Origin of the sequence: Nonomuraea mesophila (assembly GCF_004352805.1) — a bacterium.
Classification (GTDB): Bacteria; Actinomycetota; Actinomycetes; order Streptosporangiales; family Streptosporangiaceae; genus Nonomuraea; species Nonomuraea longispora.
The window spans coordinates 1-13680 of record NZ_SMLD01000221.1 but is presented as its reverse complement, the minus strand read 5'-3'; the positions used below and the strand labels follow the sequence as shown (position 1 = coordinate 13680).

The following is a 13680-nucleotide window of genomic DNA, read 5'->3' as shown; positions in this document are numbered from 1 at the left end:
ACCGCCGAGCGCCGCCGCCACCCGGTGGATCTTCTCCGTGGCGATCAGCGCGTAGGCGCACAGGAAGACCGCCACCGCCAGCCATGCGGTCACGCTCACGCGGCCACCGCCCGGTCCAGCAGCGCCTCACGGGCGGTACGGCAGTTCAGCGGGTCAACGGCCGGAGAATGGCATGCCAGATCGCGTGCGCGCACCCGAAAGCCTCTTTCATGAACGACGACGAGAATCGCCGACCAGACTTCCCGGCACACCTGCCCCACAACGTATCAACCATCCGCAAACAGTGCCGACCGGGCACCTCTGTCGGATCGAGGGGCCGCCCGTTCGTCTATGAGGTGAGGGCGATGCCCGCGACGCCCTCACCGACCGACCCAAGGAGCGAGCGCGTCATGAATCCCACGTTGAACACGATCGACATCCTGGTGTCCGACCTGGACGCCGCCATCGCCTTCTACGCCCGGCTGGGGCTGGAGTTCAAGGTCGATGAGCATTCATCCGAGCACGCCGGCTGCGACCTGCCGAGCGGGCTGCACGTCATGCTGGACACCGAGGGCTTCCGCACGCCCTTCCTGCCCGGCTGGAGCGCGCCCTCCGGCGGCCCGCGTACGCTGCTGTGCTTCGAGTTCGACGCCCCCGCCGAGGTGGACGCCAAGTACGCCGAGCTCGTCGAGGCCGGACACCGGGGGATCGCCGAGCCGTTCGACGCGTTCTGGGGCATGCGGTACGCCACGGTGGCCGACCCCGACGGCAACGGCATCGACTTGTACGCCGCCCTTGCGGCACGCTGACCACGACAACACTGAGGAGAACGAACGTGAAGTACGTGCTGATGTTCGTCGAGACCGAGGAGTTCGCGGAGCGCCTGCAGGCCATGGGCGACCTGGAGCGTGAGGCCGCCTACGCGGCCGTCACGCAGTGGTTCGCCGACCACGCGGACAAGATCACCGGCCATGTCCACCTGGCGCCGGTGCACACCGCCACCACGGTACGCCTGGACCCGGGCGAGCCTGTCGTGACCGACGGGCCGTACGCCGAGGGCAAGGAGGTGGTCAGCGGATTCGCCGAGGTCGAGGTGGCCGACCTGGACGAGGCGCTGAAGATCGCTCGTTCCTGGCCGGCCTGCCCGGTCGTGGAGATCCGCCCCGTCTCATGAACGAGCGGGTGAGCCAGGAGGTGCTGGCGCGCGTGGTGCGCGAGCACGCGGGCCGGCTGGCCGCCTCCCTGGCCTCGCTGCTGGGCGACTTCTCCGCAGCCGAAGACCTGGTGCAGGACGCCGTCGAGACCGCGCTGCGGCGCTGGCCGGACGAGGGCATCCCGCGCAGGCCGGACGCCTGGTTGTTCACCGTGGCCCGGCGGCGCGGGCTCGACGTGCTGCGCAGGGAGTCGAACTACCGGGCCAAGCTCGCCCAGCTCACCTGGTCGGCGCCCGCCACGACCGACGACCGGCTGCGGCTGGTCTTCATGTGCTGTCACCCGGCGCTGTCGCGGGCCGCGCAGATCGCGCTGACCCTGCGCGTGGTGTGCGGGCTGTCCACCGCGCAGATCGCCGCGGCGTTCCTGGTGCCGGAGTCCACGGTGGCGCAGCGCATCACCCGCGCCAAACGCAAGATCGGCGAAGCGGGGATCCCGTACCGCCTCCCCGCCGACGAGGAGCTGCCGGAGCGCGTCAACGAGGTGCTGGCGGTCATCTACCTGCTGTTCAACGAGGGCTATCTGTCCAGTACGCCGGAACGGGCGCAGGCACGCGACCTGGTCGACGACGCCGAGTGGCTGGCCGCGCTGCTGGCGAACCTGCTGCCGAAGGAGCCGGAGGCGGCCGGGCTGCTGGCGCTGATCCGGTTGCACCGGGCGCGCGGCCCGGCCCGCTTCGACCACCAGGGCCACCTGGTGTTGCTGGCCGACCAGGATCGCGGCCTGTGGGACCGGCAGGCCATCGAACAGGCCACCGCACTCCTCACCCGCACGGCCCGCGCCCACAGGCGTCCGGGGCCGTACCAGTTGCAGGCGGCGATCGTGGCCTGCCACGCCGAGGCCGGCACGTTCGCCGCCACCGACTGGGCGCAGATCCTCGTGCTGTACGACATGCTGCTGCACCTGGCGCCCTCACCCGTGACGCGCTTGCACCGTGCCGTGGCCCTGCGGCACGTCAACGGCGCCGGGGAGGCCCTGACCGAGCTGGACGACCTCGGCAAGGAGCTGGAGGGCTATCCGCTCTGGCACGCCACCCGAGCCGAACTGCTGCGCGCCCTGGACCGTGACCAGGAGGCCCGGCGGGCCGATCGGCGGGCGCTGGAGCTGACCACCAACCCGGCCCAGCAGGCGCTGCTCAAGCAACGCCTCGGCTGGGGCTGAACGCCACGACATACCTGCGCTATACCGGCCCTTCGTAGCGTGCCTCCGTCGGAACTGCACGTCCGCACGTGTGCAGGTCATCCCTTTGGAAAGGATTCGTCGTGGCTCGCATGGTACGTGGCCTGACCGTTGTGACCGCCGCTCTCGCTTCGATGGCCGTCAGCGCCATCGCCGCGCCGGGCGCGTCCGCTGATGAGCCGACCCTGCCGAAGCCTCCCCGGTATGTCTACGACGTCAAGATCACCTCGACCACGACGGGTTCGAGGGACACGAGCAAGCTGCTGGCCACCTGCTCCGCCGGAGTCGGCGGCACCTGCTCGATCTCGCGGACGTTCGAGGTCACCCGCACGATCCAGGTGTCCCTCGGCGTTTCCCGCAACTTCGTGGCGTCCGAGATCAATTTCAGCTCGGCCAAGTCGAAGTCCGTACGGGCGACGTGCAACTCACCGAAGTTCACGTCGAGCTCGCAGCTGTATCGGGCCTATCCCGGGGGCACGAGACGGTGGTACACGATCACCCGGAAGCTCTATGTCGGCGACAAGGTGAAAGAGACCAGGAAGACCGGCCCGCACATGGCGTTCGACCCCAAGGGTGTCTCCTGCGTCTTGGGGTCGAAGCGGTAACGGCTCCTGACCGTGGGCCCGCCCGTACGGCGGCGATCTCGGCCCTTGAAGCGCTGCGCCTGCGACATCGCTGATCTGTTCAAGGAAATCTCGGGGAGTGTCTGGTGTCCTATCTCATTGCCGCAGTGGTCCTGGTGGGGCTGCTGGGACTGGCGAACCTGCTGCTGCTCATCGGCGTGATCCGGCGGCTGCGCATGACACAGGACGCATCCCAGCTGCCGCCGGAGGGGCTGCAGCCGGGTGAGACGATCCCCGACTTCACCGCCACGGCCACCGACGGCGAGCCGGTCTCCGCGGCGTACCTGCGGGGCAACGCCCTGATCGGCTTCCTGTCCCCCGGCTGCGGGCCCTGCCGGGAGTTGCTGCCGGAGTTCGTCAAGGAGGCCGGGAGGTCCTCGGGGCCCGTGCTCGCCGTCGTGGTCGCCACCCCGCAGGACGATCCCGCGATGGACATCAAGCGGCTGGAGAAGGTGGCGCGCGTCGTGACCGAGGCGCCCCACGGTCCGGTCCAGCAGGTGTTCAAGGTGTCCGGCTACCCGACGGTGCTCACGACCGACGCGACGGGCACCGTGGTCTTCAGCGACGCCGCCCTGCCCCACCAGGTGCACGCATGATCGGTACGGCCCGCGCGGCGGCCGACGTCGCGCTGCGGACGGCGCCAGGGATGCTGGCCGTGTTCGTCCTGGTGATGCTGGTCGAAGCGGTGACGCCGATCGCGATGGCCTGGCTGACCAAGCTGGTCGTGGACGGCCTGGCGGGCGGCGGGCCGATCGTGGAGCTGGTCACGTTCGCTGTCATGCTGGCCGTGACCGGTGTGCTGATCGCGGTGCTCCCCCAGGTCAACCAGTACCTGGGCAACCAGATGGGCCGGGCGTTCACCGCGCGGACCACTGCGCGGCTGTTCGCGGCGACGTTGCGGTTCGCCGGCCTGAAGCCCTTCGAGGACCCGGAGTTCCATGACCGGCTGCGGCTGGCGCAGAGCAGCCTGCAGTCCGGCCAGAGCATCGTCTCCGGCTCGTTCGGCGCCATCCGGTCATCGATCACCCTGCTGGGGATGCTCGGCTCGCTCCTGGTGATCAGCCCGGTCCTGACCGGGATCGTCCTGCTGACCGGGGTGCCCGCGCTGGCGGCCCAGCTCCGCATGTCCCGCCGCCGCGCCTCGCTGATGTGGGAGATCGGCCCGATGGAGCGCCGCCAGATGTTCTACGGCTCGCTGCTCGGCACCGTCGAGGCCGCCAAGGAGATCAGGCTGTTCAACAGCGGCAGATTCCTGCGCGGCCGGATGATGACCGAGTTGCAGAACGCCAACGCCGCCCACCACCGGATGGACCTCAAGGAGCTGGCCGTCGAGGGCGCGCTGACGCTGATGGGCGCGGCGGTCGCCGGAGGCGGGCTGGTCTGGGCCGTGATCGCCGCCAGGTCCGGCGCGCTGAGCGTGGGCGACGTGTCCCTGCTGATCGCGGCCGTCGCGGCGGTCCAGGGCGCTCTCAGCAACCTGGTCGGCGGCATCGCCTCCCTGCACCAGGACCTGCTCATGTTCGGCCACTACGTGGCGGTGACCCGGGCGGAGCCCGACCTGCCGGTCCCCGCCGATCCCCGGCCGCTGCCCCGGCTGGAGCACGGCATCCGCTTCTCCGACGTCTGGTTCCGTTACAGCGACCGGCATCCGTGGATCCTGCGCGGCGTGAACCTGTTCATCCCCGCCGGCACGGCGGTGGCCGTCGTGGGGCTGAACGGCGCGGGCAAGAGCACCCTGGTCAAGCTGCTGTGCAGGTTCTACGACCCGCAGCGCGGCTCCATCACCTGGGACGGCGTGGACATCCGCCTGGTCCGCCCGGAGGACCTCAGGCACCGCCTCACCGGTCTGTTCCAGGACCACATGACCTACGACATGTCCGCGGCCGACAACGTCTCCATCGGCTTCGTCGCCGCCCGCGACGACCGTGAGCGCATCCGTGCCGCCGCGCGGCGGGCGGGCATCGACGACAAGCTGGCCTCGCTTCCCCGCGGCTATGACACCCTGCTCACCAGGATGTTCGCCGACGAGGACGAAGCCGACGACCCCCAGGTCGGCGTGCAGCTCTCGGGCGGCCAGTGGCAGCGCACCGCGCTCGCCAGGGCGATGTTCCGCGGCTATCGCGACCTGATGATCCTCGACGAGCCCTCCGCGGGACTCGACCCTGAGGCCGAGGCCGACGTACACGCCAGGACCCGGCACCAGCGCGAGGGCGCCACGAGCGTGCTCATCAGCCACCGGCTCAACACCGTCCGCGACGCCGACCACATCGTCGTCCTGGAGCAGGGCGCCATCGTCGAGTCGGGGACGCACGACCAGCTCATGGCCGCCCGCGGCCGGTACGCGCGGCTGTTCACGCTGCAGGCCCGGGGGTACATCGAGTCGCCTCAGGCGGTGGTCTCGTGATCCTCTGGCCGCTCGCCGGCGCCTGCCTGCTCGCCGCCCTGCTGGTACGCCTGCGCCGTACGTACTCCATCATCCGCGTCGACGGCGACAGCATGGCTCCGGCCCTGGTCGACGGCGACCGGGTCCTCGCCCGCCGCGTCCCGGCCTCCCGGTTGCGGCGCGACCAGATAGCGGTGGTCGCCGATCGGTCACCCCGCGGTGCGGGCTTGGTCATCAAACGCATTGCCGCGCTCCCGGGCGACCGGGTGCCCGAGATCGCGAAGGACGTCATCGCCGACGAGCGCGTGCCCGAAGGGCGGCTCGTCCTGCTCGGGGACAACGCGAGCACCAGCTACGACTCCCGCGCCCTCGGCTTCTTCCCGCTTTCCGATGTCCACGCCGTCGCCGTAAGGAAGGCGACGGCGGCACCCCGAGAAAAGGAGAGAGATGAAAACCATAGGAACCCTCGCGGATCGCGCCCTGAGCTGGGTGATCCCCGCAGACAGGGCCTCCGCCGCCGACTGCCCCTATGACGGGTACTCCTACTGGACCCGCTGCTACCCCAACCCCGCCTGCGGCACCTACGGGTACGAGAAGACCAGGCGTATCTGCCGCTGCCCTCCGGGCTCTCCCTGCTTCTGGGAGAAGTACCCCAAGCGCCAGTGCTGCAGCTGATCGGATAGCGGCGGCCGGGCTCTCCCGGCCGCCGCGCCGGAACCATGCGAGCGCCGGTCGATCATCCGGTCAGGGTGTCCGGCCGGAGCATCTCCTTCCGGAGAACCGGCGCTCAGCCGGTCGTGGCGATGCCGTCGAGCAGCGCCACCTCGTCGTCGCTCAGCCGCAGGGCGCCCGCCGCGACGTTCTCCTCCAGGTGCGCGCGGTTGCCGGTGCCGGGGATGGCGAGGATGTGGTCGCCGTGGTGCAGGGTCCAGGCGAGCCGTACCTGTGCCGGGGTCGAGCCGTGGGCCGCCGCGACCTTGGCGACCTCGGCCTGGCCCGTCTCGTCGTGGCCGCCGTGCGGGGTGGCGCCGGGGACCGAGGTCGCGACGGCGAAGAACGGCACGAACGCGATGCCGTGCCGGGCGCACGTCTCGACCAGGGCCTCGTCCTGCCGCTCCGTCAGGCCGTACCGGTTCTGCACGCAGACCACCGGCGCGATCGCCATCGCCTCGGCCAGCTGCTCCGCCGAGACGTTGGAGATGCCGAGGTGGCGGATCAGGCCCGCCTCGCGCAGCTCGGCGAGCGCGCCGAAGTGCTCGGCCACGGAGCCGGTCTCCTTGCCCATCTCGGCGCCCCAGCGCAGGTTGACGACGTCGAGGTGGTCGAGCCCGAGCTGGCGGATGTTCTCCTCGACCTGGCCGCGCAGCTGGTCCGGCCGCGCGTACTCGAACGCGCCGTCACGGGTGCGGCCTGGTCCGACCTTCGTGGTGAGGACCAGATTGTCGGGGTACGGCTGGAGCGCCGTGCTGATCAGCTCGTTGGCCGAGCGGGTGGGCGCGAAGTAGAAGGCCGCGGTGTCGATGTGGTCGACGCCGAGCTCGATGGCGCGGCGCAGCACGGCGATCGCGTCGCCGCGGTCCTTGGGCCTGTCGTCCCATGGCATGCCGGTCACGCGCATCGCGCCGAACCCGACGCGATTGACCGTACGGTCACCGAGCTGCCAGGTGCCCGCGGCGGCGGCGGAAGGTGTGCTGCTGGTGTTGTCGTGGTGAGTCGTCATGAATCCCAGCGTGCGGTCGCGCTCCCCGCTTGTCCGAGAATGGCAACATCCTGCCGAGCTGGCCGTTATGGGGTGGGCTCATGCAGAATCGATAGTGTGCGGATGAGCGACGGCCTCACGCGCGTGAGCGATGCGGTCACGGTCGTACGAGGCGAAGAAGAACTGTTCCAGCGGACGGGACACCTGCTCACGGCCGTCACCGACCTCGCGTGCGCAGCCAACGACCTGGCCACCTGGGCGGCCGACCACAGGGCGGACGAGCTCGATGCGGCGGCGATGAGACGCCGGGGCAGCGTGCGCATCCGCAAGATCTACCGGGCGGGGCTGCTGCTCGACTCGGTGTCCGCCCGCGAGCTCGCGCGTCGCCGCGACAGCCTCGGCGCCGAGGTCCGCATCACCACCGAGGAGATCAACGAGACGATCGTCATCGACCGCCGGCTCGTGATCCTGGCGGGCGATGTCAGAGCCGGTCAGCGCAGCTACAGCGTGATCACCCAGCCGGAGACCGTCCAAGGGGTGATCTCGCTGTTCGAGACGGCGTGGCGCTCGGCGACCGATCTCGCGGTCTACGACGCGCAGGTCGCCGAGATCCGCCGGCTGGCGCCCGCCGTGCTGGACCTGCTCAGCCAGGGCGTCAAGGACGAGGCCGCCGCCCGCCGGCTCGGCCTGGGCGTACGGACCTACCGCCGCCGGGTCGCCGAGCTGATGGACGCCCTCGGCGCCGCGACACGCTTCCAGGCCGGTGTCCGGGCCCGCGAGCTCGGCCTGGTCTAGGGCAGGAAGCCGGGCGGGTTCGTCCCCTGAGGTGAACGCGGCCACAATGGGCCGTACCTCACCAAGGAGAACAGGATGGCCAAATACCTGCTGCTCAAGCACTACCGCGGGGCCCCGGCCCCGGTCAACGACGTGCCGATGGACCAGTGGACGCCGGAGGAGTTGTCGGCCCACGTGCAGTACATGCGCGACTTCGCCGCCCGTCTCCAGGAGACCGGGGAGTACGTCGGCCACCAGGCGCTCGCCCCGGAGGGCACGTTCGTCCGCTACGACGGCGAGGGACGGCCGCCGGTCACCGACGGCCCGTTCGCCGAGACCAAGGACCTGATCGCCGGCTGGATGATGATCGACGTCGAGTCCTACGAACGGGCGCTGGAGCTGGCCGGCGAGTTGTCCGCGGCTCCGGGCGCGGGCGGCAGGCCGATCCACGAATGGCTCGAACTGCGCCCGTTCCTGACCGAGTCCCTGACCACGGAGTGACGCATGGTTGACGAGGCCCTGCTGCGGGCCCTCACCCCCACGGTGATCGCCGTACTCGTCCGTCGCGGAGCCGACTTCGCCTCGGCCGAGGACGCCGTACAGGACGCCCTGGTCGAGGCCGTGCGCGTGTGGCCGGACGACCCGCCGCGCGACCCCAAGGGCTGGCTGGTCACGGCCGCCTGGCGTAAGTTCCTCGACGCCGTCCGCGCCGACACCTCCCGGCGCAACCGCGAGCTGCGCGTCGAGGACGAGCCCATGCCAGGACCGGCCCAGGTGGCCGACGACACGCTCCAGCTGTACTTCCTGTGCGCGCACCCGTCCCTGACCCCGGCCTCGGCCGTCGCGCTCACGCTGCGCGCCGTCGGCGGGCTGACCACACGGCAGATCGCGCAGGCCTACCTCGTGCCCGAGGCGACCATGGCCCAGCGGATCAGCAGGGCCAAGCGCACCGTCTCGGGGGTCCGCCTCGACCAGCCGGGCGACATGGCCACGGTGCTGCGCGTGCTCTACCTGGTCTTCAACGAGGGTTACTCCGGCGACGTCGACCTGGCCGGCGAGGCCATCCGGCTCACCCGCCAGCTCGCGGCCGCGACCTACCACGAGGAGGTCGCGGGCCTGCTCGCGCTCATGCTGCTGCACCACGCCCGGCGCCCGGCACGGACCGGTTCCGACGGCAGGCTGGTGCCTCTCGCCGAGCAGGACCGCGGCCTGTGGAACACCCGCCTGATCGCCGAGGGCGTCGACGTGCTCCAGGCGGCGCTCGCCCGCGACCGCCTGGGCGAGTTCCAGGCCCAGGCGGCCATCGCCGCGCTCCACGCCGACGCCCGTACGGCCGAGGAGACCGACTGGGTGCAGATCGTCGAGTGGTACGACGAGCTGGTGCGCCTCACCGGCAGCCCGGTGGCCCGCCTCAACCGGGCCGTCGCGGTCGGCGAGGCCGACGGCCCGCGGGCCGGCCTGGCGGCGCTGGCGGAGCTCGACCCCGCCCTGCCCCGCCACGCCGCCGTCGCGGCGTACCTGCACGAGCGTGACGGGGACCGGGTGACCGCGGCGCGCCTGTACGCCGAAGCCGCCCGATCGGCTCCCAGCCCGGCCGAACGCGAGCACCTCACGCGGCAGGCCGCACGGCTGCGCGGCAGTGCGGCGGACGACGGGCACTCCCCCGCCCGGTAGGAACCCGTACCGCGATCACCAGGCGCTGGTCAGCACGGTGACGGCCGGAAGCGGATCTGCGCCGTCCGTGCCCGGCTCGCGGCCCCGGGCGTCAGCGGTGCAGCAGCAGCGGCAGGGTGCTCCAGCCGTGCGCGATGAAGGACGGGACGTGCCCCACCTCGCTCTCGTCCACCGCCAGCCGCAGGTCAGGGAAGCGGGCGAACAGGGCGGGCAGGGCGGTGAGCGCCTCCTGGCGGGCGAGCGGAGCTCCGATGCAGCGGTGCACCCCGATGCCGAACGCCAGGTGCTCGGCGCTCTCCCTGGTCGGGTCGAACCGGTCGGCCTCCTCGCCGTGCTGGTCGGGGTCGTGCCCGGCCGCCATGTAGCTGGTGATGATCGCGTCGCCCGCCTCGATCCGTACGCCGGCGATCTCGATCGGCTCGATGGCGAAGCGCAGCGGCAGGTTGGCGATGGACGGCGCCCAGCGCAGTGTCTCCTCGATCACCGCGTCCCACGTGATCTCCCCCGCCAGCACCCGGCGGAGGTGGTCCGGATGGGTGAGCAGGGCGTGGACGGCGTTGCCGATCAGGTTGACGGTGGTCTCGTGCCCGGCCGCGATCAGCAGCAGGAGGGTGTCGCACAGTTCGGTGTCGCTGAGCGAGTCGCCCGTGTCACGGACGTTGATCAGCTCCGTGGTCAGGTCGTCGCCCTGGTGCTCGCGCTTGTACGCGACCAGCGCGGGCAGCACGGTGGCGATCTGGGCCGCCGTGGCCGCCGCCTGCTCCGGCGTCGCCGTGGTGTCCATGATGGCCTCCATGACCTGGGCCATCTCCTCCCGCATGTGCTCGGGAACCCCGAACAGTTCGCAGATCACGCGCATCGGCAGCGGGTGGGCGTAGGCGGCGCGCAGGTCGACGGGCCGGCCGGGCGGCTGCGCGGCCATCGCGTCCAGCAGCTCCGCGACGATCTTCTCGACGATCGGCTGCATGGCCCTGGTACGGCGCGCGGTGAAGCTGGGGGCGATCAGCTTGCGCAGCCGGCGGTGTTCGTCGCCGTAGGCGCTCAGCATGTTGGACACGCCGATCCAGGTGATGATCCAGGACCAGCCCGGCGTGGTGAGCGCCTGGTCGAGCCGGCCCCAGTGCCGCTTGTCCTTGCTCACCATCGGGTCGAGGATGAGCTGCTTGAGCAGGTCGTGCCGGGTGACCGCCCAGGCCGGGATGCCTCCCGTGAGCTCTACGAGGACCAGGGGGCCGAGGTCGCGTAGTCGCCGGACCTCCCCGGGGAGGTCGGTGCCGAAGGGGTCGAGGACGACGGGGGCTGAACTGCCCAAGGGGATTCTCCTGGCTGGTCAGGGCGAATGGGGGTGAAACGCACCGGCAGGTGTGCCAGCGCGCGGTGGAACGGCCCGGGCCGCCAGGAGAGCTCCTCCCGAGGCACGGTCAGTTCCAGGTCGCACAGATGGGAGGTCAGGCGTTCGATCGCGGTCATCGCGATGATCATGGCCGGGTCGCTGGCCGGGCAGCGGTGCGCCCCGGCGCCGAAGCCCAGGTACGCGCCGCCGTCGGAGCGCAGTTCCTCGGGCACGTTGGTGGGCTCGGTGTTGGCCGCGGCGTAGGAGACCAGGACCAGCTCGGCCGGCTGGATCCAGGTGCCGTGGAAGTGCACGGGCTGGAGCACGAAGTACGGGCCGTAGTTCGACATGGCCGGCTCGGCGCGCAGGGCCTCCATCAGGGCGTCGTACGTGCCGAGCGCGCCGTTGGACAGCGAGGTGTAGTAACGGTCGTCGCTGACCATCCGGGAGATCGTGTTGGAGATCAGGTTGGCCGTGGGCTCGTAGGCGGCGGCTATCACCAGCACGAGGGTCTCGGCCAGCTCGTCGGGCTGGAGCGCGGCCGGATGGTCGATGAACCAGGAGGTCAGGTCGTCGCCCCGCTGGGCGTGCTTGGACTGGACCAGCTCGCCGATGTAACGGCTGAACGCTTCGCTGCCCTGCGCGCCCTTCTCGCCGTCCGCCTCCATCATGTCCGCCAGGGCCTGGATCAGGCCGGCGCTCGCGGAGTCGGGCCGTCCGAAGAGCTGGTTGAAGATGCGGGCCGGGATGAGCGCGGCGAACTCGGAGACCAGGTCCGCCTCGCCTCTCGCGGCGAACTGGCTGATCAGCGAGTCCGCCACCGAGATCACCAACTGGCGCAGCTTGTGCGGCTGGACCAGGTCGAAGCAGTCGGAGATCACCTTGCGGAACCTGGCGTGCTCGGCCCCGTCGGTCATCAGCGCGTTCGGCCGGTAGCCGAGCATGGCGACCGGTCCCGCGGCCTCGGGGGTGTCGGGCAACCGCGCCTGCCAGGCCTTGCCGTTCTTGCTCCAGACGCCGCCGACGTTGGTGAGCACGTCCAGGGCGGCCTGGTAACCGATCACCAGGTGGGCCTCGATACCGGGGGCGATCTCCACGGGCGCCACCGCGCCGTGCCGGCGGCGCAGCTCGGCGTAGATGGCCTGCGGGTCCCGCGCGTAGTCCGGTCCGTACAGGCGGCCCGCGTCGGGCATGTAGCGCAGGGTCATGACAACACCAGCTCTCTGATGTGCTCCACCAGCGCGATCAGGGAGGCGCGGGCGGATGCGGGGTCGCGTGCGTCGCACACCACCAGAGGCGTGTGCGCGTGGAGGTCGAGCGCTTTGCGCAGGGCGTCCGGCGGGTAGTCGGGCGAGTCGGGGAAGTGGTTGACGGCCACCGCGTAGCGGATGCCGGCGCTCTCCACCAGGTCGAGGACGGCGAAGCTGTCGTCGATCCTGCGCGTGTCGGCCAGCACCAGGACCCCCAGCGCGCCGCGGACCAGCTCGTTCCACAGGACCTGGAACCGGGTCTGTCCCGGCGCCCCGAACAGGTACAGCACCACGCCCGGCATGGTGAGGCGGCCGAAGTCGATGGCGGTGGTCGTGGTCGTCTTCTCGTTCACGCCGGTGAGGTCGTCGACCAGCGTGCCCGCCTGGGTGAGCACCTCCTCGGTGTTGAGGGGCTTGATCTCCGACAGAGCGTCCACCAGGGTCGTCTTGCCCACGCCGAACGGCCCTGCGATGACCAGCTTGACCGGTATGTGTTCAGTACTGATGCGGCTGTCAGAGAGCGCGGAGGCCACTGAGCACCAACTCCAAGATCTCAATGTCGGGCAGGTCGGTGGCGGGCGGATCGCGGGTCAGCAGTGTTCCGCCTCCGGCCAGCCCGGCGACCAGCAACCGCACCACGCAGTACGGCAGGCCCAGGTGCGCGGCGCACTCGTACACCGACAGGGGCCCGTCCCCGAGCAGGGACACCAGGTGCGACCCCGGAGGGTCCAGCCCGTTGGTGGCGGCGTCGGGCGCGACGTACACCAGGGTCGTGCGCTCGACGTTGAGGTGCTCGGGCACGGTCAACCTCGCGGCGGCCATGTAGTCCGGGACGACCCGCCGCCGTTGCCGTCCGGAGGTCATGTCCGGACGCCCGGCACCCTGGCCGCGCTGGCCTCGTCGAGGGCCTTGATCAGCTTCTGCACCTGGAGCTGCACCTCGTAGGCCAGTGCGCCGATGTTGACGACGCCGGTGGCGGCGACCACGATGGCCGCGCGGTCGCCGGCCGGGGCGACGTAGTAGTAGCCGCTGCCTGCGGAGATGACGATGTCCACGACCTCGTCGTCGGTGCCGTTGCTCAGGCCCGCGCACAGGGCGCGCGCCGCTCCCAGCACGGAGCTCGTCATGGCGGCGGCCCGCTCGCCGCTCTCGGTGGTCACGTCGGCCGAGCCGCCGAGGATGAGCCCGTCACGGCTCAGCACCACGCCGCTGACGACACCGGGCAGTGCGAGCAGCGGTGACAGGACCCAGGACACGTCAAGGGGCAACGGGCGGCCCTTGGCCTGAGCACGGCCTGAAGCGCTGTGAGCGTCCATGGAAACGGTCATTTCCCTTCGGTTATGTCGTGCTGCTCGGACGGGAGCGCTTCGCGGCGGCCCGCCTCGGCTCCCACCTGGAAGTCACCCCACCGCTTCTGGGCCTCTTCCGGGGTGGTGAGCAACCTGCCACCCGTACCGTCGGAATGGCCTCCTGTGGTGGTCGTGGGGCTGGACGCGGCACGCGGCGTCTGGCGGCGGCGCTGCGGCAGCGGCGCCAGGTCCTCCGCCTGCCGTTGCTGGGGGGCTGTCGGGGGC

At 71.0% G+C, this 13680-nt stretch carries 17 protein-coding genes; 10 read left to right on the top strand and 7 right to left on the bottom strand.

The features are described from left to right. The first annotated feature begins 389 nt into the window (after positions 1–389). The 7 genes from E1295_RS43405 to E1295_RS43375 all read left to right on the top strand — a co-directional run bounded on the left by E1295_RS43405 (position 390) and on the right by E1295_RS43375 (position 5909). A complete protein-coding gene (locus tag E1295_RS43405; RefSeq protein ID WP_132640438.1) occupies positions 390–788 on the top strand; it encodes a VOC family protein in 399 nt (132 codons plus the stop codon). 26 nt (positions 789–814) lie between these two features. Continuing rightward, positions 815–1153 carry a YciI family protein gene (locus E1295_RS43400; RefSeq protein ID WP_166427697.1) on the top strand — a complete coding sequence of 113 codons (339 nt, stop codon included), beginning with the start codon at positions 815–817 and terminating at the stop codon, positions 1151–1153. Further along, positions 1150–2352, top strand: coding sequence for an RNA polymerase sigma factor (locus tag E1295_RS43395; protein ID WP_132640436.1), 1203 nt, complete (start codon positions 1150–1152; stop codon positions 2350–2352). Before E1295_RS43400 ends, E1295_RS43395 begins: the two co-directional genes overlap by 4 nt. Positions 2353–2453: 101 nt before the next feature. Continuing rightward, positions 2454–2975 (top strand): hypothetical protein, encoded by a 522-nt coding sequence (locus E1295_RS43390; RefSeq protein ID WP_132640434.1) that lies wholly within the window; start codon positions 2454–2456, stop codon positions 2973–2975. A gap of 104 nt (positions 2976–3079) precedes the next feature. Further along, positions 3080–3589: a TlpA family protein disulfide reductase gene (locus E1295_RS43385; RefSeq protein ID WP_132640432.1), complete on the top strand. Its 510-nt coding sequence runs from the start codon at positions 3080–3082 to the stop codon at positions 3587–3589. Beyond that, entirely contained in the window at positions 3586–5397 is a 1812-nt protein-coding gene (locus E1295_RS43380; protein ID WP_132640430.1) for an ABC transporter ATP-binding protein, read from the top strand. Before E1295_RS43385 ends, E1295_RS43380 begins: the two co-directional genes overlap by 4 nt. Further along, entirely contained in the window at positions 5394–5909 is a 516-nt protein-coding gene (locus E1295_RS43375) for a S26 family signal peptidase (RefSeq protein ID WP_132640428.1), read from the top strand. Before E1295_RS43380 ends, E1295_RS43375 begins: the two co-directional genes overlap by 4 nt. Positions 5910–6163: 254 nt before the next feature. Here E1295_RS43375 and E1295_RS43365 read toward each other — a convergent pair whose 3' ends face one another. Then, complete coding sequence (locus E1295_RS43365; protein WP_132640424.1) at positions 6164–7096, bottom strand: oxidoreductase; 933 nt, start codon at positions 7094–7096, stop codon at positions 6164–6166. A 102-nt stretch (positions 7097–7198) separates the two neighbouring features. Here E1295_RS43365 and E1295_RS43360 point away from each other — a divergent pair, with 102 nt between their 5' ends. From E1295_RS43360 to E1295_RS43350, 3 genes are all read left to right on the top strand, one after another. Beyond that, positions 7199–7870 carry a helix-turn-helix domain-containing protein gene (locus E1295_RS43360; RefSeq protein ID WP_132640422.1) on the top strand — a complete coding sequence of 224 codons (672 nt, stop codon included), beginning with the start codon at positions 7199–7201 and terminating at the stop codon, positions 7868–7870. Positions 7871–7945: 75 nt separating this feature from the next. Then, the gene (locus tag E1295_RS43355; protein WP_132640420.1) at positions 7946–8350 is read left to right on the top strand and encodes a YciI family protein; all 405 of its coding nucleotides are present in this window, start codon (positions 7946–7948) and stop codon (positions 8348–8350) included. A 3-nt stretch (positions 8351–8353) separates the two neighbouring features. Next, the gene (locus E1295_RS43350; protein WP_132640418.1) at positions 8354–9523 is read left to right on the top strand and encodes an RNA polymerase sigma factor; all 1170 of its coding nucleotides are present in this window, start codon (positions 8354–8356) and stop codon (positions 9521–9523) included. 91 nt (positions 9524–9614) lie between these two features. On the opposite strand, the gene E1295_RS43345 is transcribed toward E1295_RS43350, so the two are convergent. The 6 genes from E1295_RS43345 to E1295_RS50480 form a co-directional block, all read right to left on the bottom strand. After that, positions 9615–10835 (bottom strand): cytochrome P450 family protein, encoded by a 1221-nt coding sequence (locus E1295_RS43345; RefSeq protein ID WP_132640416.1) that lies wholly within the window; start codon positions 10833–10835, stop codon positions 9615–9617. Next, on the bottom strand, positions 10739–12064 hold the full coding sequence (locus E1295_RS43340) for a cytochrome P450 (RefSeq protein WP_181958139.1): 1326 nt from the start codon (positions 12062–12064) through the stop codon (positions 10739–10741). Before E1295_RS43340 ends, E1295_RS43345 begins: the two co-directional genes overlap by 97 nt. After that, positions 12061–12639: a GTP-binding protein gene (locus E1295_RS43335; RefSeq protein WP_132335783.1), complete on the bottom strand. Its 579-nt coding sequence runs from the start codon at positions 12637–12639 to the stop codon at positions 12061–12063. Before E1295_RS43335 ends, E1295_RS43340 begins: the two co-directional genes overlap by 4 nt. Then, a complete protein-coding gene (locus tag E1295_RS43330) occupies positions 12620–12970 on the bottom strand; it encodes a DUF742 domain-containing protein (RefSeq protein WP_132640414.1) in 351 nt (116 codons plus the stop codon). The genes E1295_RS43335 and E1295_RS43330 overlap by 20 nt, the downstream gene beginning before the upstream one ends. Next, the gene (locus E1295_RS43325; protein WP_132640412.1) at positions 12967–13422 is read right to left on the bottom strand and encodes a roadblock/LC7 domain-containing protein; all 456 of its coding nucleotides are present in this window, start codon (positions 13420–13422) and stop codon (positions 12967–12969) included. The genes E1295_RS43330 and E1295_RS43325 overlap by 4 nt, the downstream gene beginning before the upstream one ends. Positions 13423–13430: 8 nt before the next feature. Next, positions 13431–13680: hypothetical protein (locus tag E1295_RS50480; RefSeq protein WP_220449184.1), on the bottom strand; the 250-nt coding region annotated here is incomplete at its 5' end.